General features: G+C 64.2%; 16 protein-coding genes and 1 pseudogene. 7 read left to right on the forward strand and 10 right to left on the reverse strand.

Features of this window, described 5'->3' with window-relative positions; translation table 11 throughout:
- A pseudogene (prpD, locus tag AWB70_RS22820) lies at window positions 1–267 on the forward strand (2-methylcitrate dehydratase); the annotation flags it as partial.
- A gap of 30 nt (window positions 268–297) precedes the next feature.
- Here prpD and AWB70_RS22825 read toward each other — a convergent pair.
- Window positions 298–1,386, reverse strand: coding sequence for an AI-2E family transporter (locus AWB70_RS22825; protein ID WP_053569292.1), 1,089 nt, complete (start codon window positions 1,384–1,386; stop codon window positions 298–300).
- A gap of 177 nt (window positions 1,387–1,563) precedes the next feature.
- On the opposite strand from AWB70_RS22825, the gene AWB70_RS22830 reads away from it, so the two are divergent.
- Complete coding sequence (locus tag AWB70_RS22830; RefSeq protein WP_053569293.1) at window positions 1,564–2,091, forward strand: OmpA family protein; 528 nt, start codon at window positions 1,564–1,566, stop codon at window positions 2,089–2,091.
- Here AWB70_RS22830 and AWB70_RS22835 read toward each other — a convergent pair.
- From AWB70_RS22835 to AWB70_RS22845, 3 genes are read right to left on the reverse strand one after another with little or no spacing between them, the layout of a single operon-like run.
- A complete protein-coding gene (locus AWB70_RS22835; protein ID WP_053569294.1) occupies window positions 2,088–4,085 on the reverse strand; it encodes an acetyl/propionyl/methylcrotonyl-CoA carboxylase subunit alpha in 1,998 nt (665 codons plus the stop codon). The genes AWB70_RS22830 and AWB70_RS22835 overlap by 4 nt on opposite strands.
- A gap of 7 nt (window positions 4,086–4,092) precedes the next feature.
- Entirely contained in the window at window positions 4,093–5,700 is a 1,608-nt protein-coding gene (locus AWB70_RS22840; RefSeq protein ID WP_053569295.1) for a carboxyl transferase domain-containing protein, read from the reverse strand.
- Window positions 5,701–5,711: 11 nt separating this feature from the next.
- Window positions 5,712–6,893, reverse strand: coding sequence for an isovaleryl-CoA dehydrogenase (locus AWB70_RS22845; protein ID WP_045454871.1), 1,182 nt, complete (start codon window positions 6,891–6,893; stop codon window positions 5,712–5,714).
- Between the two features lie 163 nt (window positions 6,894–7,056).
- Here AWB70_RS22845 and AWB70_RS22850 point away from each other — a divergent pair, with 163 nt between their 5' ends.
- On the forward strand, window positions 7,057–7,779 hold the full coding sequence (locus tag AWB70_RS22850) for a TetR/AcrR family transcriptional regulator (RefSeq protein ID WP_053569296.1): 723 nt from the start codon (window positions 7,057–7,059) through the stop codon (window positions 7,777–7,779).
- On the opposite strand, the gene AWB70_RS22855 is transcribed toward AWB70_RS22850, so the two are convergent.
- From AWB70_RS22855 to AWB70_RS22865, 3 genes are all read right to left on the reverse strand, one after another.
- Complete coding sequence (locus AWB70_RS22855; RefSeq protein ID WP_053569297.1) at window positions 7,769–8,665, reverse strand: ferritin-like domain-containing protein; 897 nt, start codon at window positions 8,663–8,665, stop codon at window positions 7,769–7,771. The two genes, AWB70_RS22850 and AWB70_RS22855, sit on opposite strands and share 11 nt — an antisense overlap.
- 152 nt (window positions 8,666–8,817) lie before the next feature.
- Window positions 8,818–10,263, reverse strand: coding sequence for an NAD-dependent succinate-semialdehyde dehydrogenase (locus AWB70_RS22860; RefSeq protein WP_014251197.1), 1,446 nt, complete (start codon window positions 10,261–10,263; stop codon window positions 8,818–8,820).
- A gap of 152 nt (window positions 10,264–10,415) precedes the next feature.
- Window positions 10,416–11,093, reverse strand: a complete 678-nt coding sequence (locus AWB70_RS22865) for a TetR/AcrR family transcriptional regulator (protein ID WP_053569298.1) — start codon at window positions 11,091–11,093, stop codon at window positions 10,416–10,418.
- A 113-nt stretch (window positions 11,094–11,206) separates the two neighbouring features.
- Between AWB70_RS22865 and AWB70_RS22870 the strand changes: the two genes are divergently transcribed.
- The 3 genes from AWB70_RS22870 to AWB70_RS22880 all read left to right on the forward strand — a co-directional run bounded on the left by AWB70_RS22870 (window position 11,207) and on the right by AWB70_RS22880 (window position 15,038).
- Window positions 11,207–12,733 carry an MDR family MFS transporter gene (locus AWB70_RS22870; protein ID WP_053569299.1) on the forward strand — a complete coding sequence of 509 codons (1,527 nt, stop codon included), beginning with the start codon at window positions 11,207–11,209 and terminating at the stop codon, window positions 12,731–12,733.
- Window positions 12,734–12,937: 204 nt separating this feature from the next.
- Window positions 12,938–13,732, forward strand: a complete 795-nt coding sequence (locus tag AWB70_RS22875; protein WP_053569300.1) for an ABC transporter substrate-binding protein — start codon at window positions 12,938–12,940, stop codon at window positions 13,730–13,732.
- A 190-nt stretch (window positions 13,733–13,922) separates the two neighbouring features.
- The gene (locus tag AWB70_RS22880) at window positions 13,923–15,038 is read left to right on the forward strand and encodes a succinylglutamate desuccinylase/aspartoacylase family protein (protein WP_053569301.1); all 1,116 of its coding nucleotides are present in this window, start codon (window positions 13,923–13,925) and stop codon (window positions 15,036–15,038) included.
- A 10-nt stretch (window positions 15,039–15,048) separates the two neighbouring features.
- Here the strand turns inward: AWB70_RS22880 and AWB70_RS22885 are convergent, their stop codons facing one another.
- Window positions 15,049–15,426 carry a nuclear transport factor 2 family protein gene (locus AWB70_RS22885; RefSeq protein ID WP_053569302.1) on the reverse strand — a complete coding sequence of 126 codons (378 nt, stop codon included), beginning with the start codon at window positions 15,424–15,426 and terminating at the stop codon, window positions 15,049–15,051.
- Window positions 15,427–15,672: 246 nt separating this feature from the next.
- Between AWB70_RS22885 and AWB70_RS22890 the strand changes: the two genes are divergently transcribed.
- Window positions 15,673–16,869 (forward strand): porin, encoded by a 1,197-nt coding sequence (locus tag AWB70_RS22890; RefSeq protein WP_053569303.1) that lies wholly within the window; start codon window positions 15,673–15,675, stop codon window positions 16,867–16,869.
- Here AWB70_RS22890 and AWB70_RS22895 read toward each other — a convergent pair.
- Both AWB70_RS22895 and aspT read right to left on the reverse strand, forming a co-directional pair.
- The gene (locus tag AWB70_RS22895; protein WP_053569304.1) at window positions 16,866–18,587 is read right to left on the reverse strand and encodes a bifunctional aspartate transaminase/aspartate 4-decarboxylase; all 1,722 of its coding nucleotides are present in this window, start codon (window positions 18,585–18,587) and stop codon (window positions 16,866–16,868) included. The two genes, AWB70_RS22890 and AWB70_RS22895, sit on opposite strands and share 4 nt — an antisense overlap.
- A 49-nt stretch (window positions 18,588–18,636) precedes the next feature.
- Complete coding sequence (aspT, locus tag AWB70_RS22900; RefSeq protein ID WP_053569305.1) at window positions 18,637–20,325, reverse strand: aspartate-alanine antiporter; 1,689 nt, start codon at window positions 20,323–20,325, stop codon at window positions 18,637–18,639.
- Window positions 20,326–20,422 lie beyond the last annotated feature (97 nt).

Raw genomic sequence — 20,422 nt, forward strand, 5'->3', positions numbered from 1 at the left:
CACGACCCGGACAAGCGTTCGATCGCCAACGCGCTCACCGTCGAGTTCAATGACGGCACGAAGCTCGATGAAATCGCGGTCGAATATCCGATCGGTCACAAGCGCCGGCGCGCTGACGGCATTCCGTTGCTCGTCGAGAAGTTCAAGACGAACCTCGCACGGCGCTTTCCGCAGAAGCAACAGCAGGCGATCCTCGCGGTCTCGCTCGATCAGGCAAAGCTCGAAGCAATGCCGGTCAATGAATATGTCGATCTGTATGTGATCTGACGCGCCGCACCCGGAGCCGACGCGCCGCCGTCAGCTCCGGTCCACCACGTAATCCGTCCACAGCACGACGAGAATCGTCATCAGCGCCGGGCCGATGAAGAGGCCGATGAGCCCGAACGTCTCCGCGCCGCCCAGAATGCCGAACAGCACGAGCAGGAACGGCAGGCGCGCCGATCCGCCGATCAGCACGGGCCTCACGAAGTGCTCGGCCACGAACACGACGATCAGCCCGAATGCGGCGACGCACGCCGCCGCGATCATCGAGCCTTGTGCGAAGAGCCACAGCGCCGCGCCGAGGAACACGAGCGGCGCGCAGAACGGCAGCATCGCCGCGACCGCCGTCAGCATGCCGAGCAAGGTCGCGTGCGGCACGCCCGTGATCGCGTAGGCGATGCCGAGCAGCGCGCCTTCGCCCAGTCCCACGACCACGAGACCGACCACCGTGCTGCGCACCGACTCGGACATGCGTCGCACGAGCGCGGCGCCGTCCGCGCCGAATGCGCGGCGCGAGCCCGCGAGCAATTGATCGCCGAGACGCGAGCCCGCCAGAAAGACGAAGAAGAGCGTCATCAGCATGAAGCCGAAAATCACGAGCGCATGCGCGACGCGTCCGCCGAAATGCCGCGTCATCGCGACGACCGTGGCGCTATGCAGATTCTTGACCGCGGGCGACGATTCGAGCGGCGTCGCGAGATTTTCCTGCCACCAGCGCGCGACCTGCTGCGAGCCCATCGGCAAATGATCGATGAGCGCGGGCATCGGAATGCCGCTGCGCAGCACTTCGTGGAACCAGTGAAGCATGTCGTGCGCTTCCTGCACCGCCTGCGCCGCGACGATGAAAAACGGCACGACGAAGAGCAGGCCGATCGCCACCGTCAGCAAGACCGCGAGCAGGCTGTGATGGCGTTTGAACACGGGCCGCCGTTCGAGCCAGCCGAAAGCCGGCCATAGCGCGATTGCGATCACGCCCGCCCACACCACCGCCGGAATGAACGCGCGCGCCGTGTAGAGCGCGACGAGCACGAGCACCCCATAAAGCGCGGCGGATGCCGTGCGCTGCATCTTGCGGGTGCGGTCGGATGAGTCGGGGGCGGTGTCGTTGCGCGGCTGGATCTGCATGAAGGCGTGAGTCCGAGTTCGTGACGGTCGATGACCGGAGGACGGCGAGACGTCCGCCAGCATTGTAATCACGCACGAATCATTCCACTCGATGCGCGCAGTCAAGAAACCATTATTACAAAACGACTCGTTTCGCGCTCCCTATAATCGAGAATCGTATCGACGCGGGAATATGCAATGAGGGAAGAAGCTTCACGGGCGGCGGCCGGAACCTGCCTGATGGTCCTGCTGCTCGCGGGATGTTCGGCGGGTCTGAACCGCGCGAAGGAAGATCAGTTGAACGCGCAACACGGCATCACGATGCTGCCGGTCAAGGGCGGCGTGGAAATGCGTCTGCCCGAAGCGCCGCTTTTCGACATCGACGAATCGACGCTGCGCGCTGGCAACTCGCCCATGCTCGATCGCGCCGCCGAAGTATTGAAGCGCAGCATGCGGCCCATCCTGATCGAAGGCCATACCGACGACCAGGGCTCGCTCGCCTATAACCGCGCGCTGTCCGCGGCGCGTGCGGACGCCGTCGCGAAGGCGCTGATCGCGCGCGGCGTGCCGGCCGCGCGCATCACGACGCAGGGCATGGCGTATCAGCGGCCTATCGCCAGCAACAGCACGCGCGCCGGCCGCGCAGCGAACCGGCGCGTGGAAATCCTGGTGCGCGCCGAGAGCGAAACCACGCTGCTCGGCACGCCTGCCAAGGGCGGGCGCTAGGCCGCCTGCGCGGCCTCCAGCACCAGCAATTGCGAGCCGTCGGCGACCTGATCGCCGACTTCGAACAGAATCTCGCCGATTCTGCCCGCGGACGGCGCCAGTATCGTGTGCTCCATCTTCATCGCTTCCATCACCATCAGCGGCGCGCCCTTTTCGACCGACGCGCCCGTCTCGACGAGCACCGCGATCACCTTGCCGGGCATCGGCGCGGTGAGACGCCCTTCGTGTTCGGCGTCGCCCGCGTGCGCCATCAGGTTCTGCCACTCGAACTGGAACGCCGCGCCTTCGTGGAAGACATGGAACACGTCGCCATCGGTGAAGACGTGGCCTTTGATCAGCGCATCGTCGAGCTGAACGGCGAACGATGTCGCGCCGCTGTGCGACCAGTCGAAGCGTGCGCTCGCGTCGTTCAGCGTGAGGCGTTTCTCGCCGTTCTTCGTGAACACGACCTTCAGCGTTTCGTCCGTGTCGAGCGCGCGCCAGTTCAGGTCCTGGCTGTAGCCGCCCGACATGCGCCAGTGGCTCAGCGCGTCCCACGGCGAATGCCCATGCGCTTCGCCGCCTTCGCGCGTCAGCAACGCCGCGCACGCGAGCGCGAGCGCGCTCTTGCGCGAAACGGTCGACGGCGCGAAAAGCGCATCGTGATGACGCTCGATCAGGCCCGTGTCGAGATCGCCCGATGAAAACGGCTCGCTCTTCACGATGCGCTGGAGAAACTCCACGTTCGTCGACAAGCCGACGATCTCGCATTCCGCCAGCGCACGCGCCATGCGCGACAAGGCATCGCGACGGTCGCGGCCATGCACGATCAGCTTCGCGATCATCGGATCGTAGAACGGCGTGATCGAATCGCCCTGACGCACACCGCTGTCGACGCGCACATCGCCATCGATCGAAAACTCCACCGCGTGCGGCACACGCAGATGCTTGAGCGTGCCCGTCGATGGCAGAAAGCCGCGCGACGGATTCTCGGCGTAGATGCGCGCTTCGATCGCGTGGCCGTGCACCTTCAACTGATCCTGATTCAAAGGCAAAGGCTCGCCCGCCGCCACGCGCAGTTGCCATTCGACGAGATCGAGGCCCGTGACCATCTCCGTGACCGGATGCTCGACCTGCAGACGCGTGTTCATCTCCATGAAGTAGAACTGGCCGTCCTGCGTCATGATGAACTCGACCGTGCCCGCGCCCACGTAGTTCACCGCGCGCGCCGCCGCGACCGCGGCTTCGCCCATCGCGCGGCGCGTTTCATCGGCGAGACCCGGTGCGGGCGCTTCTTCCAGCACCTTCTGATGGCGGCGCTGCACGGAACAATCGCGGTCGAAGAGATACACCGCGTTGCCGTGCTTGTCGGCGAATACCTGCACTTCGACGTGACGCGGACGCAGCAGATACTTTTCGATCAGCACGCGATCGTTGCCGAAGCTCGACGCCGCCTCGCGCTTGCACGACGCGAGCGCCGCCGCGAAATCCTCGCTCTTCTCGACCACGCGCATACCCTTGCCGCCGCCGCCCGCGCTCGCCTTCAAGAGCACGGGATAGCCGATGCGGTCCGCTTCGCGCTGAAGCAGCGAAGCGTCCTGATCGTCGCCGTGATAGCCCGGCACGAGCGGCACGGACGCCGATTGCATGAGCGCCTTCGCGGCGGCTTTCGAGCCCATCGCGCTGATCGCTTCGACCGGCGGCCCGATGAACGTGATGCCCGCTTTCCCGCACGCGTTGGCGAAATCTTCGTTCTCCGACAAAAAGCCGTAGCCGGGATGGATCGCCTGCGCGCCGGTGCGTTTCGCCGCCTCGACGATGCGCTCGATACGCAGATAACTTTCCGACGCCGCCGAGCCGCCGACATGCACCGCTTCGTCGCAGACATCGACGTGCTTGGCCTTGGCATCCGCATCCGAATAGATGGCGACGCTGCCGACGTTCAGGCGCTTCGCCGTCGCCGCCACGCGGCAGGCGATTTCGCCGCGGTTCGCTATGAGTATTTTGTTGAACATGATGGCGTTACATCCTGAACACGCCGAAGCGCGTTTCTTCAATCGGAGCGTTCATCGTCGCGGCCAATCCAAGGCCCAAAACGTCGCGCGTCTGGGCGGGATCGATCACACCGTCGTCCCACAGGCGCGCGCTCGCGTAATAAGGATGGCCCTGTGCTTCGTACTGGTCGCGAATCGGCGCCTTGAACGCTTCCTCTTCTTCCGCGCTCCACGAACCGCCCTTTTTCTCGATGCCGTCGCGCCGCACCGTGGCGAGCACGGACGCGGCCTGCTCGCCGCCCATCACCGAGATGCGCGCGTTCGGCCACATCCACAGGAAGCGCGGCGAATACGCGCGGCCGCACATGCCGTAGTTGCCCGCGCCGAACGAACCGCCGATGATCACCGTGAACTTCGGCACTTTCGCCGTGGCCACCGCCGTCACCATCTTCGCGCCGTTGCGCGCGATGCCTTCGTTCTCGTACTTGCGTCCGACCATGAAGCCCGTGATGTTCTGCAGGAACACGAGCGGAATCTTGCGTTGCGCGCACAGCTCGATGAAGTGCGCGCCTTTGAGCGCCGACTCGGAAAACAGAATGCCGTTGTTCGCGACGATGCCGACCGGATGCCCCCAGATATGCGCGAAGCCGCAGACGAGCGTCGTGCCGTAGCGCGCCTTGAATTCGTCGAACGCGGAATCGTCGACGATGCGTGCGATCACTTCGCGTACGTCGAAGGGCTTGCGCGTATCGACGGGAATCACGCCGTAGACGCTTTGCGGATCGTGACGCGGCGGCAGCGGCTCTTTGAGCGCGAGCGAAGGCGTTTTCACGCGATTCAGATTGCCGACGATGCTGCGCGCGATGCCGAGCGCATGGGCATCGTTCTGCGCCAGATGATCCGCGACGCCGGAAAGACGCGTATGCACGTCGCCGCCGCCCAAGTCTTCGGCGCTGACTTCCTCGCCCGTCGCGGCTTTCACCAGCGGCGGGCCGCCGAGGAAAATCGTGCCCTGGTTCTTCACGATGATCGATTCATCGCTCATCGCGGGCACATAGGCGCCGCCCGCGGTGCACGAACCCATCACCACGGCGATCTGCGCGATGCCCTGCGCCGACATGTTCGCCTGGTTGTAGAAGATGCGGCCGAAGTGATCTCGGTCGGGAAACACATCGTCCTGATTCGGCAGGTTCGCGCCGCCCGAATCGACGAGATACACACACGGCAGGCGGTTCTGCTCGGCGATTTCCTGCGCGCGCAAGTGCTTCTTCACCGTGACGGGATAGTACGTGCCGCCCTTCACGGTCGCGTCGTTGCAGACGACCACGCATTCCTGCCCCGCGATGCGCCCGATGCCGGTGATGATGCCCGCGCCCGGCGCGTCGTCGTTGTACATGCCGTACGCCGCGAGTTGCGACAACTCGAGAAACGGCGTGCCCGGATCGAGCAGTTGCGCGATGCGGTCGCGCGGCAGCAGCTTGTTACGCGAGACGTGCTTGTCGCGCGCGGCCTGTCCGCCGCCTTCCGCGATCTTCGCGACCTTCTCTTTCAAGTCTGCGACGAGCGCTTCGAGCGCCTGCGCGTTGGTGCGAAATTCTTCGCCGCGCGGATTCAGTTTCGATTCGATGATCGCCATGACGCGCGCCCTCAAGCCGTTTCGGCGAAGAGTTCGCGGCCGATCAGCATGCGGCGGATTTCGCTCGTGCCCGCGCCGATCTCGTAGAGCTTCGCATCGCGCCACAGGCGGCCGACCGGATACTCGTTGATATAGCCGTTGCCGCCGAGAATCTGGATCGCTTCGCCGGCCATCCACGTGGCTTTTTCGGCGGTGTAGAGAATGACGCCCGCGCAGTCCTTGCGCACTTGCCGCACGTGGCCGGCGCCGAGCGTATCGAGCTGGCGGCCCACCGCGTAGAGATACGCGCGGCACGCCTGCAGCGTCGAATACATGTCGGCGACCTTGCCCTGAATGAGCTGGAATTCGCCGATCGCCTGACCGAACTGCTTGCGATCGTGGATATACGGCACGACTGAATCCATGCACGCGAGCATGATGCCGGTCGGGCCGCCCGCGAGCACGGCGCGTTCATAGTCGAGGCCGCTCATCAGCACTTTCGTGCCGCCATTCAACTGGCCGAGAATGTTTTCCTTCGGCACTTCGACGTTTTCGAACACGAGCTCGCCGGTATGCGAGCCGCGCATGCCGAGCTTGTCGAGCTTCTGCGCGACGCTGAAGCCCTTCATGCCCTTCTCGACGATGAACGCGGTGATGCCGCGCGGACCGGCTTCGATATCCGTCTTCGCATACACGACGAGCGTGTCGCAGTCCGGGCCGTTGGTGATCCACATCTTCGTGCCGTTGAGCACGTAGTGATCGCCCTTTTCGTCGGCGCGCAGCTTCATGCTGACCACGTCCGACCCGGCGTTCGGCTCGCTCATCGCGAGCGCGCCGATGTGTTCGCCGGACACGAGCTTCGGCAGATACTTCTGCTTCTGCTGCTCCGTGCCGTTGCGATGGATCTGATTCACGCACAGATTCGAATGCGCGCCATACGACAAACCCACCGAAGCCGATGCGCGCGAAATCTCTTCCATCGCGACCATGTGCGCGGTGTAGCCCATGTTCGCGCCGCCGTATTCCTCGGAGACGGTCATGCCGAGCACGCCTAAGTCGCCGAGCTTCTTCCACAGGTCCATCGGGAACTGGTCGGTGTGATCGATTTCGCCGGCGCGCGGCGCGATTTCCTTCGACGCGAAGTTGGCGAGCGAATCGCGCAGCATGTCGATGTCTTCGCCCAACGCGAAATTCAGGCCGGGTACGGTGCTCATGGGGTCGTCTCCTCCAGATACGATGTTTTTCGGCAAGCCCTGCAAACTGAGCGTTACTCACACAGGGCAGCAAACCACGGAATGGGGCAATTTCACGCTCAAATCGGCTAGCCGTCAATAGGTTTTTGAGCTACGCTCACATTTATTTCCCGCGCTTTCCATCATGTCCACGCAGACCGCCACCAGCCGACGCACGCCCACCGGGGTCAAATCGCAGCAGCGCGTGAAAGATATCCTGCAGGCTGGCCGCGACGTTTTCGCCGAAAAAGGCTACGACGCCGCGACGAGCGCCGAGATCGCGCAGCGCGCGGGCATTTCGGAAGCGACGGTGTTCAGTTATTTCAGCGGCAAGCGCGAGTTGTGCGCCCGCGTGATCGCCGACTGGTATGACGAAATCATTGATGCGTTCGAGACCGGCCTGCCGCGCGACGGCTCGGCGCGCCAGCAGTTCGCGTTCATCGTCAGAACGCACATGCGGCTCATGCTGATGAACGGCACGGGGCTGTGCGCGCTGGTGTTGTCGGAAGGCCGCACGAAGCAGCACGATCTCTCCGACACGCTCACGGAATATCAACGCCGCTACACCGCGCCGCTCATGGACGTGCTCGCGCGCGGCCAGACGCTTGGCCACGTGCGCACCGATATGCCGCTGCGATTGCTGCGCTCGCTCGTCTTCGGTCCGATGGAGCACGTGCTGTGGGACGCGACGCTCGCGAAGCGCCGGCTGAGTCAGGCTCAGATCGAGACGACGGCGAACGAGCTGGTGGAAGTGTTGTGGGCGGCGTTGCAGCCGCCCGATGCGAAACTGGCGGCGCTCGCGCAATTCCGGCAAGACGTCGAAGAAGCGTCGCGCCGCTACGAAGCGCGCGAGAAGCCTACTTCTTGATAAAGCGCAGCGCGAGCCGCGCGAGCTTGGGCACGGTGACGGGACGGAGCAGACGCGCGTCGTAGCCGCTCATGCGGCGGTCGTTTTCGGTGAGACAGAGTTCGATCAAGGCGCGCACCGAGACATCGCCCGCCACGGAATCGCCCACGTTCGCGGGGAAATTCGCGTCCTGCGCCGCGCCGCTCTTGTCGAAACCGCGCGCGAGCGAAATGCGGTCGCGGATCAGCGAGATCCAGACGCTCGCCGTCTTAGCGAAGAACCAGGGCTTGCGATACCACGGCAGACTGTGCCGGTACCACGCGACCCAGTTCGCGAAAAAGAGAATGTGCCGCGCTTCTTCCTGAATGACCGGCTCGAAGGTTTCGACCAGTTCCTCGGGAAAATAGCCGGATTGCCGCGCCGCCTCGAACAACCCGAACGCGAAGAAACTGTCGATGCACTCGCTGTAGCCCGTGAGCATCCACGCGCGCAGCGGATCGGCCGGCGCGGGATACGGCGGTTCCGGCGCGAGCTCGATGCCATACGCCTCGACGAGCTTCGACAGCACCAGCTTGTGGCGCGCCTCTTCGCCGCCGTTCATGCGCAGCGCTTCGCGCAGATGCGGATCGGGCACGCTCGCGGCGTAGGTCGCGACGCGAATCGACGCGCGCCCTTCCGTCTGCACGGCGATATCCCAGATCGGCAGCGACGTCACACGCTTCAACGCCGCCGGATCGAGCCTCGGCCAGTCGATGACGGCGGGCTTATACGGATTGTGCGTCGTCAGCAGCATCTCGCAGAACATGCGCTTGTGGAGGTCCGAACCGATCGGAATCGTCCCCGTCGACCGGTACGTCCAGTTGCGCATCGCATGATCTGCTTCTACCGTGTTGAGCGTATCGGACATATTCGAATATTGGCCGCCGATTGGGTACGTTCTGCGGATTCTGGCATACAGAACGCCGACTCGCAGCAGCGCGCGCCGTTTTTTGCGTGACGAGCGCCATCACGGATACGCCTGCGGAAAAAAAAGCCCCGGTCGAAGCCGGGGCTGCCGCGTCAGACCGCCATCACGGTGACGGACTTCGTCACAAGATACGGTTCGAGCGCTTCCGGTCCGCCTTCCGAACCGTAACCCGAATCCTTCACGCCGCCGAACGGCATTTCGGGCCAGGGCGTGGCCGGCTGGTTGATCCACAGCATGCCCACTTCCATCTGATTCGTGAGCAGATGCACGTTCTTGAACGAACGCGTGAAGGCGTAGCCCGCGAGACCGTACGGCAGACGGTTCGCTTCGGCGATCGCGTCTTCGAGCGAATCGAAGCCGCGCACCGCGGCAACCGGTCCGAACGGCTCCGCGTTGAACACGTCGGCTTCGAGCGAGACATCGGTGATGACCGTCGGCGCGAAGAAGTTGCCCGCCGTGCCGATGCGTTCGCCGCCCGTCGCGATGGTCGCGCCCGTCTTGCGCGCGTTCTCGACGACGCTGTTCATCGCCGTGATGCGGCGCGCGTTGGCGAGCGGCCCGAGCGTGGTGCCGTCCGCGAGGCCGTCGCCCACTTTCAGGCTTTCGGCGTGCTTCACGAGCGCCGCGATGAAGTCCTGCTTCACGCTGTTATGCACCAGAAAGCGCGTCGGCGAGATGCAGACCTGGCCGGCGTTGCGGAACTTGGCCGCGCCCGACGCCTTCACCGCCAGTTCGACGTCCGCGTCTTCCGCGACGATCACGGGCGCATGACCGCCGAGTTCCATCGTCGCGCGCTTCATGTGCTGGCCGGCGAGCGCCGCGAGTTGCTTGCCGACCGGCGTCGAGCCGGTGAACGTCACCTTGCGGATATCCGGATGCGCGATCAGGAATTGCGAGATCTGCGGCGGATCGCCATACACGAGCTGAACGACGCCCTTCGGCACGCCCGCGTCGGCAAACGCGCGAATGAGTTCGGCGGGCGAAGCCGGCGTTTCTTCCGGCGCCTTCACGATGAACGAACACCCCGTCGCCAGCGACGCGCACAGCTTGCGCACCACCTGATTCACCGGGAAATTCCACGGCGTGAAAGCGGCGACCGGTCCGACCGGCTCCTTGACGACCGTCTGCTGCGCGTTGATGTTGCGCGGCGGCACGATGCGGCCATACACGCGCCGCGCTTCGTCCGCGAACCATTCGATGATGTCCGCGGCCGAATTGACCTCGATGCGCGCCTCGGCGAGCGGCTTGCCCTGCTCCTGCGTCATGAGGCGCGCGATGGCGTCCGCGCGCTCGCGGATCAGCCCGGCAGCCTTGCGCATCAGGTTGGCGCGTTCGAGCGCGGTCATTCTGCGCCACGTCGCGAAGCCGCGCCGCGATGCCGCGACCGCGCGCTCCAGATCGGTCGTGCCCGCCTTGGCGACCGTGCCGATGACATCGCCCGTCGCGGGGCTCACCACGTTGATCGTTTCGCCGGACGAGGCGTCGCACCATTCGCCATCGATGAAAAGACGTGTGTCCGAGTATCCTGCACTTGCCATGTACGACCTCCGAGAAAAATCGATTGCGTGATCGGGGCGCCGGCGCCGCGTGCTGCCGGCGCCGCCGGAACCCGTCATCTTGCCTGTTATCGCCCCGTCCCGCTTGATCTCGCTTGAAACCGATGAGAATGGAACGAGCCCGTCGGCCGCCTTCAATACGGCCGGATGCCGTTCATCAGCAGCGCGACGACGTGGCGGGCGTGCTGCTCCGTGCTCGCAGACCGGTCGCCTTCGCCGCGCCAGCGTGGCGTCGCGAGGGGAAACACGGTCAGTCCGAACAGCGACGCGAACACGAGCGACGGCTCCAGCGCCGGATTCAGCTTGCCCGCCTTCTGCCAGCCGGCGATGCGCTCGATCGCGCGGTCCTTGTGCTCGTCGCCGAAACGCTCGGCCATGCGCTGCCGCAAGAGGCCGCCCTCGCTGATCATCTCGCGCACCCACAACGCCGCGAACCATGGGCATTTCTCGACCGTCGCGACCAGCGTTTCGACGAACGCGCGCAAGGTATCGACCGGCTCGGCGTGCGGATCGTTGAACACGCGCGCAAGCTCGATGCGCAGCGGCACGAGCCGTTCGTCGATCAGCATGTCGAGCAGCTGATCGCGCGTCTTGAAGTAGTAATGAACCATCGCCGGGGTGACGCCCGCCTCGCGCGCGATCGCGCCGAGCGTCGTTTCGCCGATGCCCTGCCGCGCGAACAAGTCGAGCGCGATATCCAGCAAGTGCGCCCGCGCCTGCTCGCCGTGCGCCCCGCTCGGCCTGCCGGGCCGGCGGCCTGCCTTGTTGCCTGACGCGGCAGCCCCGCCGCCGTCCGCTGAATGGTTAGTCATAGTTCGATTTGACGAAATTTTCCTCGCCCGCTATATTAACTTTTACGTTAATTAATTACAATCCGCGGCACTCAGCGGGCAACCGCCCGTCGTGGATTTGTAAGCCAGCCAACATGACATCTTTGCATCAAACCGCCGTCGCGGGCGCGGAGCCGTCCGACGCCACAGGCATCGAATCGAAACCGCCGGTCAGACTGCTGTTCACGGCGCTCCTGCTCGTGATGCTGCTCGGCGCGCTCGATCAGACCATCGTATCGACCGCGCTGCCGACCATCGTCGGCGATCTCGGCGGCCTCGAGAACCTCTCGTGGGTCGTCACGTCCTACCTGCTCAGCTCGACCATCGTCGTTCCGCTTTACGGCAAGTTCGGCGACCAGTTCGGCCGCAAGGTCGTGCTTCAGGCGTCGATCCTGATCTTTCTCGCCGGGTCGGTTCTTTGCGGCGTCGCGCAGAACATGACGCAGTTGATTCTCCTGCGCGCGCTGCAGGGCCTCGGCGGCGGCGGGCTGATGGTCATCACGATGGCCGCCATCGCCGACGTCATCCCGCCCGCCGAACGCGGCCGCTTCCAGGGCCTCTTCGGTGGCGTGTATGGCCTCGCGACCGTGGTCGGGCCGCTCGCCGGCGGCTTTCTCGTCGAGCATCTTTCATGGCGCTGGATCTTCTATATCAATCTGCCGCTCGGCCTGATCGCGCTCGCCGTGATCCAGCTCGTCTTCAAGCCGCATACCGCGCACGTCGATCATCGCGTCGACTATATGGGCGCGGGCTTCCTCGCGGCCGCGCTGACCTGCATCATCCTGTTCACCAGCGAAGGCGGCACGCTGCTGCCGTGGACCTCGCCGCAGCTCTGGTGCACGCTGCTGCTCGGCCTCGTGTGCGTCGGCGGTTTCGTCTACGAGGAACGCCTCGCCGCCGAGCCGATCATGCCGCTCTCGCTCTTCAAAGAACGCACCTTCGTGCTCGCCGGGCTGATCGGCTTTATCGTCGGGTGCGCGCTGTTCGGCGCGGTCACGTTCCTGCCGCTCTATCTCCAGGTCGTGAAGGGGTCGACGCCTTCCGCGGCCGGCCTGCAGATCACGCCGATGATGGGCGGCGTGCTGCTTTCGTCGATCGTGAGCGGGCGCGTCATCAGCAAGATCGGCAAGTATCGCTTCTTCCCGATCGCGGGCACGGCGCTCGTCGCCGTCGCGATGCTGCTGCTCTCGACCCTGACGCTCGACACGCCGCTTGCCACGATGAACATTTATATGGCGCTGCTCGGCCTCGGGCTCGGCATGGTGATGCAGGTGCTCGTGCTGGCGGTGCAGAACGTCGTCGAATTCCGGATGATGGGCGTGGCGACCTCCAGCGCGACGCTGTTCCGCTCGATCGGCGGCTCGGTCGGCGTGGCGGCCTTCGGCGCGATCTTTTCGAATAGCTTGCATGCGCGTCTCGAAGCACTCGTGCCGCCGGGCACGGAGATGCCGCGCTCGCTCGGGCCGCAAGCGGTCGCGCAACTGCCGCCCGCGCTGCACGACGACTATCTGCACGCATTCGCGGGCTCGATGCACACCGTCTATCTCGTCGCGGCCTGCGTCGCGTTCATCGCGTTCGGGCTGTCGTGGTTTCTGAAGGATCATCCGTTGAAGAAGCGCTGAAACCGGCGGCGGATGCGAGGAAAGCTTCTAATGCCGCTGCTATCGGGGCTTTTACTAGCTCCCGAAACATTTTGGCTTGATAACCTTCTGCCGATTCCGCGCGGACACGATCCGCCGAATATCATGCTCCGGCGCCCAACGACGCGCCGGACGCCCGGCACGAGACCTTCCGGGCTGAACCGACCACCCTTTGGAGTTAAAACAGTGAAGAAACTGCTCGCGGCACTGACGATGTCCCTTCTCGCCGCCACGTCGCTCACGGCCGTCACGGCTGCGCAGGCGAAGGACTATTCGACGATCCGCTTCGGCGTCGATGCAAGCTATCCGCCCTTCGAATCGAAAGGTTCCGACGGCAAGCTGGTCGGCTTCGACATCGATCTCGGCAACGAAATCTGCGCGCGCCTGAAGGCCAAGTGCGTGTGGGTGGAAAACGACTTCGACGGCATGATCCCCGCGCTCAAGGCGAAGAAGTTCGACGGCGTGCTCTCGTCGATGTCCATGACACCGCAACGCGCCGAGCAGATCGCCTTCTCGAGCAAGCTCTTCAACACGCCGACGCGCCTCGTCGCGAAGAAAGGCAGCAACATTCTGCCGACGGCTGAAAGCCTGAAGGGCAAGAACGTGGGCGTCGAACAAGGCACGATCCAGGAAACCTACGCGAAGACCTACTGGGCGGCGAAGGGCGTGACGGTCACGCCGTATCAGAACCAGGACCAGGTCTACGCCGACCTGATCTCGGGCCGTCTCGACGCGACGCTGCAAGACGCGGTGCAGGCCGAACTCGGCTTCCTGAAGACGCCGCGCGGCGCGGGCTTCGATTTCGCCGGCCAGAACCTCGACGATCCGAAGACGCTCGGCAACGGCGCGGGCATCGGTCTGCGCAAGGAAGACACCGATCTGAAGGCGAAGATCGACAAGGCGATCGCCGATATCATCAAGGACGGCACCTACAAGAAGATCGAGAAGAAGTACTTCGACTTCGACGTGTACGGCGGCTAAGCCACACGGTTTGTCCCGAAACGGGCTCCGCGCTTTTACGGCGCGGAGCCCGTTTCCTTTTCGGACAGCGGTTTCGACGGCCGATTTCCGCTAAGATCGAACGTCCGAGACGGCGCCGACGGAAGGAGACACCGCGGCGCGGATCATTTTTTCGAGGCAAGACCCGCGCACTCGCCTGCGCGCGACCACTATGCAAACCAGAACTCATCCCCTGATCTCGCCGACGCTCGGCACTTCCCGCAACATCACCAGCTTCCACTACGGCCCCGGCGGCGGCCAGAAAATTTATATCCAGTCCTCGCTGCACGCGGACGAACTGCCCGGCATGCTCGTCGCGTGGCGTCTGAAGCGTCAGCTCGCCGAATTCGAGGCGGCGGGCAAGCTGCGCGGCGAAGTGGTGATCGTGCCGGTGCCCAATCCGATCGGCCTGTCGCAGCATCTGCACGGCACGCTCATGGGCCGCTTCGAGACCAACAGCGGCCACAATTTCAACCGCAATTTCTACGATCTCGCCGCGCTGATCGCGCCACGCATCGAAGCGCGCCTCAGCAAGGATTCGGAAGCCAACACGCTCGCCGTGCGCGCCGCGATGAAGGAAGCGCTCGACGAGCAGACGCCGCGCACGGAGCTCGAATCGCAACGCCTCGCGCTGCAGAAACTCTCCTTCGACGCCGATGTCGTGCTCGACCTGCACTGCGATCTCGACGCCGCGCTGCATCTCTACACGAATCCGGATATCTGGGACGAAGTGGAGCCGCTCGCGCGCTATCTCGACGCAAAGGCCTCGCTGCTCGCGCTCAATTCGGTGGGCAATCCGTTCGACGAGATTCACAGCTTCTGCTGGTCCGACCTGCGCCAGCGTTACGGCGAACGCTTCCCGATTCGGAACGGCGGCATCTCGGTCACGGTCGAGTTGCGCAGCCAGCACGACGTGTCCTACGAACTCGCGGACAAGGACGCGCAGGCGATCGTCAACTATCTGATCCACCGCGGCGTGATCGACGCGCCCGTGCCCGAGCAGCCGCCGCTCGCGCATCCCGCGACGCCGCTCGCGGGCGCCGAGCCGATCGTCGCTCCGGCCTCCGGCGTGCTGGTGTTTCGCGCGGACGTGGGCGCGTACATCGAAGCGGGCACGCCGATCGCCGATATCGTCGATCCGCTCACCGACGTCGTCACCACGCTCAAATGCACGACCTCGGGCGTGATGTACGCGCGGCACATCACGCGCTTCGCGACCGCCGGTCTCGAAGTGGCGCGCATCGCGGGCGCTACGGCGTACCGCACGGGGTCGTTGCTCTCGGCGTGAGCACGCTCTGCTAGAAAGGCGCGAGGCCGCATTGCGCGGCCACGACGCGCCACTTGCCGTCCGTGTCACCCGTGTCGCCCCAGGTTCGCGTGTAGCGCAGGCTGCCCGCGAACGGGGCGCCCGCGAAGGTCCCCGAAAGCGCCACGCGCGTGACCGTCACGGCGAAAGCGCCATACACGCGCACGCTCTGCTCTTCCACGTCCAGCTTCTCGATGCGCTGCATGCCGTAGCGATGGCCGTTCAGATCGTCGGCTTTCGTCCAGACCTTGCCCGTTGCATCCACGAAGCTCAGGTCGTCGGCCAGTAGCGCATCGAGCGCGTCGACATCGGATGTCAGCATCGCCTTCTTCAGGCGTTCCTCCAGTTCGCGGATTCCCTGTTCGTCCATGATCTCGCTCGCGTGTCGTGGAACCGCAAGCATACCGTGCGCGCGTCATGCCGCGCAGCCATGCACAGATACCGTGGTCGAGCCAGCGCTGTTGTTGGCGCGATACAGCGCAAGCCGGTCGAAAGCACTGTCACATTTCTTTCTTCGGCACTCGCTACATTTGCGCCCGTCGCACCACGCGCCGTCAGAGCGCGAAGACGCAGACACCGTCAACACCACACCGCGAACCAACTCACGGAGTTTGTTTTGAAGAAGAATCTCTTGGCGACCGCAGCACTCGCCGCATTCGCCGCTCTCGCAGCCACTTCCGCCCACGCGCAAAGCAGCGTCACGCTGTACGGCATCATTGATGCCGGTATCAGCTACGTGAACAACAGTTCCACGAGCCCGACGCGCGCAGGCGACTCGCTCGTCAAGTACGACGACGGCGTCGCGCAAGGCAGCCGCTGGGGCATCAAAGGCGTCGAAGACCTCGGCGGCGGCCTGAAGGCGATCTTCACGTTGGAAAACGGCTTCAACAGCGGCACGGGCGCGCTCGGCCAGGGCGGCGCGGAATTCGGCCGTCAGGCGTATGTCGGCCTCACGCAGAACAACGTCGGCTCGCTGACGCTCGGCCGCCAGTACAGCTTCAACACCGACTTCCTCGGCTCGTACTACTCGATCGGCGGACAAACGGTCGCGGGCAACTACGCGTATCACATGAACGACTTCGACCAGTTGACGTCGAGCCGTATCAACAACGCGGTGAAGTTCACGAGCGCGAACTTCTACGGTCTCACGTTCGGTGCGATGTACGGCTTCTCGAACACGGCTGGCGGCTTCGCGGGCACGCCGAACACGACGGTCGGCACCACGACGACGCAAGGTTCGTCGCGCGCCTATAGCTTCGGCCTGAACTACAAGGCCGGCCCGCTCGGCATCGGCGCCGCGTACACGGACATCCGCTTCCCGACGGCCGCCACGCCCGCGTTCAGCTCGTCGGTCGCCAACCTCAACCTGACCGGCACGACCAACAACGCGAAGGATCTGCGCAGCTTCGGCATCGGCGCGAACTACACGATCGGCGCGGCGACGATCTTCGGCCTGTGGACGAACACGCGCTTCGAGCCGATCGTCGGCGCGAGCTCGCGCATCAACGCGTTCGATATCGGCGGCAAGTACGCGATCACGACCGCGATGACGGCAGGCCTCGGCTACACGTACATGGACCTGTACGACAACTTCACGGGCCACTGGCACCAGATCGACGCGAGCTTCGACTACGCGTTGAGCAAGCGCACGGACGTGTACGCGCTGGCGGTGTATCAGAAGGCGTCGGGCTCGAACAACGGCGTGCAGAATCAGGCGTCGATCGGTTCGTCGTCGTCGAGCTACTTCGGCACCTCGGGCCTGGGCGAGAACAACCAGCTCGCGTTCCGCGTGGGCATCCGCCACAAGTTCTAAGTCTCGCGTTTCAGCCGGCAGTCGCACATCGGGCCGCAAATGCGGCCCGATTGTTTTACTTCGCCGCGTTCATTTCGCTTGCCGGATTTCTTCCCGGTGGCATGCTCGAAACGCTCGATGTATTCGTCCATGAGATTGCGGATCGCGCGGCCGATCTGCACGTAGTCGCTCTCGTTCAGATTGGCGAGCGACACACGACCCGACGGATGCTGCGTGCCAAAGCCACGCCCCGGCAACAGTACGACGCGCGCGTCCTTCGCGAGCCTGAACAGAAGCTCGGACGGCTCGGTGTTCTCGATGATCCAGTCCACCAGCTCGCGGCCGTACCTGCGCTCGCCAAGATATTCCATGTCGAGGACCGTGTAATAGTCGACCTCGTTTTCATCCGCGGCTTCAGGCTCGATGCCGATCTCGCGATAAAGCGCCTGCTTGCGGCTGCGGATCAGGCGCTTCAACGCGTTCTTGTACACGTCGGGCGTGTCCATCAGCGAGAACAGCGAAAACAGCACCATTTGCACTTGCTGCGGCGTCGACAGGCCCGCCGTGTGATTCAACGCGACCGTGCGGCTGTCCGCCACGAGGCGATCGATGAATTTGAGTTTGGCCGGCTCCGTCGTGATCGACTCGTAACGGGCGTGAAGCAGTGCCTTCTGGTCTTTCGAAAGCGCGGCGAGTTGCTTGTCGAGCACATTTTCCCGATGTGTCGCGATCGTGCCGAGACGCCAGCCCGTCGAACCGAAATACTTCGAATACGAATAGACGAGAATCGTGTTCCTTGGGCACAGCGCGAAAAGCGACACGAAGTCGTCAGCGAAAGTGCCATAGACGTCATCGGTCAGGATGATCAGATCGGGCCGCTCCTTCACGATGTCCGCGATGTACGCGAGGCTTTCCGCGTTCATCTTCACCGATGGCGGATTGCTCGGATTCACGAGGAAGAACGCCTTCACCTTCGGATCGCGCAGCTTGTCGAGTTCCTGCTTCGAGTATTGCCAGCCGTTGGCGACATCCGCTTCGACATTGACGACATTCAGCCGGTAATCGTTCAGGCGGGGAATCTCGATGTACGGTGTGAAAATCGGCGTGCCGAGCGCAATGGTGTCGCCCGGGCCGATCAGGAAGTTCTCGCGCAGCGTGTTGAAGATGTAGGTCATCGCCGCCGTGCCGCCTTCGACCGCGAAGACATCGAAATCACCGACGAACGGATGCTCGCCGATCATCTCGCGCCGCAGATATCGTGCGACGATCTGCTCCGAGAGCTTCAGCATGCGGTCGGGCACGGGATAGTTCGACCCGAGAATGCCTTCGCACATTTCGTAGAGAAAGTCGCCGGCGTTCAGGCCGAGCTGGTCGCGCACATACGACACAGCGCCCACGAGGAACGAAATGCCCGGCACGCCCTTGTTCTCGCGGGCGAAGATCTCGAAGCGCTCTTCCAGTCCTTCGCGCTTCGGAAAACCGCCAATGCCTTCCGGCATGTACGCGAACGAGCGCTCCGACTCGCGCATGGCGAACAGGCCGAATTGCCAGAAACCATGCCGCGGGATCGTGGCGAGGAAGTTCGGATTGCCGCGCCCCGCGTTGAGCATCGAAAGGTTCGCCGGACGCTCGATCGCACCGCCGCCCGCCGCCTTGATGAGCTCGTCCTTGAGTTCGAACGGACTGAGCGACGCCATGCCGGCGCGATCGTCAGAACCTGATTGAGTCGACTTTACCATCCACCATCTCCAGAAAAAACCAAACCAGACACGCAAAAGGAACCACGCGTCATGTGAGCAACATGACCATGACCATTCCCCAGATCGTCAACAGCGTGTTCCCGACTGCATAAGTGACCGTATAGCCGAGGCCCGGCACCTGGCTCTTCGCGGCGTCGCAGATCATGCCGAGCGCGGCGGTCGTCGTGCGCGCGCCCGCGCAGATACCGAGCAGGATCGCCGGATGAAACCTGAAGACGTATTTCGCGATGTACATGCCGACGATGAGCGGCGCGGCGGACGCGACAATGCCCCACAGAAAGAGGCTCGCGCCGAGGTTCTGCAATCCGGCGACGAAGCCGGGCCCCGCCGATATCCCCACCACGGCGATGAATACGTTCAGGCCAACGGAGTTCATGAACCAGAGAGTCGGCGACGGAATGCGGCCGAAGGTCGGATGAATCGCGCGGAGCCAGCCGAATACGATGCCTGCGATCAGCGCCCCGCCCGCCGTGGACAACGTCAGCGGAATCGCGCCGACGTGCAGCACGAACGCACCGATCAGCGCGCCCAGCGTGATCGCCAGGCCGACAAACGCCATGTCGGCGGCGTCGGCCGGACGATCGAGCACGCCCAGGGCCTTCGCCGCGGCCGACGTGTCCTGCGTGCGGCCGACGAGCGTGAGCGTGTCGCCGCGATACAGCTTCGTGCTCGGCAAGATGGGAATCTGCGTCTCGGTCGCGCCGCGCTTGATCTTGCGAAGAAACACGCCACGCGCCGCGGGCCCGTGCGCGAGTTCCTGCAGCGTCTTGCCGTGAACGTTCTTGCTGGTCACGTAGACATCCACGCCTTCGACCGGCACCGCGAGCAATTCCGCATCCTCGACTTCGGCCGCGACACCGCCCAGGAGATCGACGAGCAGTTCGCGCCGCCCCGACACCGCGATGACGTCCCCAGGCTGAAGCACGTCATCGATCTTTGCTTCCTGGATGATGTTTGCGCGCCGGATGCGTTCGATGAACAGCCGCGCGCCGGCCGGTTCGAGCGCCTCGACCTGCGCCACCGACATGCCGGCCGCTCGCCCGTGCTCCGCCACACGATACGCGCGCCATTCGAACTGATGCCACGCACGGTTTCCGCCAGCGGGTTCGCCGCCGCCAAGCGTCGCCTCGTACTCTTTGCAGGCCGCGACGAGATCGATCCCGAGCAGCCGCGGACCAAGCATCGCGAGGATCAGCGCGGAACCGATCGTGCCGAAGATGTACGTGACGGCATAGGCGGTCGGCATCGCGTCGAGCAGCGCCTTGCCCTGCCCGGGCGCCAGCCCGAGCCGGTTGATGGCGTCGGTCGCGAGCCCCATCGATGCCGAGATGGTCTGCGAGCCCGCGAACAAACCCGCCGCCGAGCCGACGTCGAAGCCCGCGATCTTCGCGACGGCATAGGGCGCCGCGAGACATAAAAGGCACTGGACGACTGCAAAGAGGGCCTGCGGCAACCCGTCCTTTGCGATGCCGCGCACGAACTGCGGGCCGACGCCGTACCCTACGGCGAACAGGAACATCAGAAAGAAGACCGATTTGACGTTCGCCGAAATGGTGATGTCCAACTGGCCGATCGCGATGGCCGCGAGCAAGGTCGCCGTCACCGCGCCAAGGCTGAAACCGCGGAAGGTCTTTGCCCCGACCCAGTAACCGATCCCCAGCGACAGGAAGATGGCAATTTCAGGATAACTACGTAATGTTGATGCGAGCCATGACATAGGCGCTCCGATGGCGGCTAAACGGGATTCCCTGCCGCGCAGTTCATGATGCTGAACAAGCGCGATTGCGCTAGGCACGAAGGCGGGACTGACTAGA

Origin of the sequence: Caballeronia cordobensis, assembly GCF_001544575.2 — a bacterium.
In the GTDB taxonomy this organism is placed as follows: domain Bacteria; phylum Pseudomonadota; class Gammaproteobacteria; order Burkholderiales; family Burkholderiaceae; genus Caballeronia; species Caballeronia cordobensis.

Excerpts from the sequence above, each read along its gene's own strand:
- AWB70_RS22825 (WP_053569292.1), bottom strand. The coding sequence starts at position 1,386 with ATGCAGATCCAGCCGCGCAACGACACCGCCCCCGACTCATCCGACCGC.
- AWB70_RS22830 (WP_053569293.1), top strand. The coding sequence starts at position 1,564 with ATGAGGGAAGAAGCTTCACGGGCGGCGGCCGGAACCTGCCTGATGGTC.
- AWB70_RS22835 (WP_053569294.1), bottom strand. The coding sequence starts at position 4,085 with ATGTTCAACAAAATACTCATAGCGAACCGCGGCGAAATCGCCTGCCGC.
- AWB70_RS22840 (WP_053569295.1), bottom strand. The coding sequence starts at position 5,700 with ATGGCGATCATCGAATCGAAACTGAATCCGCGCGGCGAAGAATTTCGC.
- AWB70_RS22845 (WP_045454871.1), bottom strand. The coding sequence starts at position 6,893 with ATGAGCACCGTACCCGGCCTGAATTTCGCGTTGGGCGAAGACATCGAC.
- AWB70_RS22850 (WP_053569296.1), top strand. The coding sequence starts at position 7,057 with ATGTCCACGCAGACCGCCACCAGCCGACGCACGCCCACCGGGGTCAAA.
- AWB70_RS22855 (WP_053569297.1), bottom strand. The coding sequence starts at position 8,665 with ATGTCCGATACGCTCAACACGGTAGAAGCAGATCATGCGATGCGCAAC.
- AWB70_RS22860 (WP_014251197.1), bottom strand. The coding sequence starts at position 10,263 with ATGGCAAGTGCAGGATACTCGGACACACGTCTTTTCATCGATGGCGAA.
- AWB70_RS22865 (WP_053569298.1), bottom strand. The coding sequence starts at position 11,093 with ATGACTAACCATTCAGCGGACGGCGGCGGGGCTGCCGCGTCAGGCAAC.
- AWB70_RS22870 (WP_053569299.1), top strand. The coding sequence starts at position 11,207 with ATGACATCTTTGCATCAAACCGCCGTCGCGGGCGCGGAGCCGTCCGAC.
- AWB70_RS22880 (WP_053569301.1), top strand. The coding sequence starts at position 13,923 with ATGCAAACCAGAACTCATCCCCTGATCTCGCCGACGCTCGGCACTTCC.
- AWB70_RS22885 (WP_053569302.1), bottom strand. The coding sequence starts at position 15,426 with ATGGACGAACAGGGAATCCGCGAACTGGAGGAACGCCTGAAGAAGGCG.
- AWB70_RS22895 (WP_053569304.1), bottom strand. The coding sequence starts at position 18,587 with ATGGTAAAGTCGACTCAATCAGGTTCTGACGATCGCGCCGGCATGGCG.
- aspT (WP_053569305.1), bottom strand. The coding sequence starts at position 20,325 with ATGTCATGGCTCGCATCAACATTACGTAGTTATCCTGAAATTGCCATC.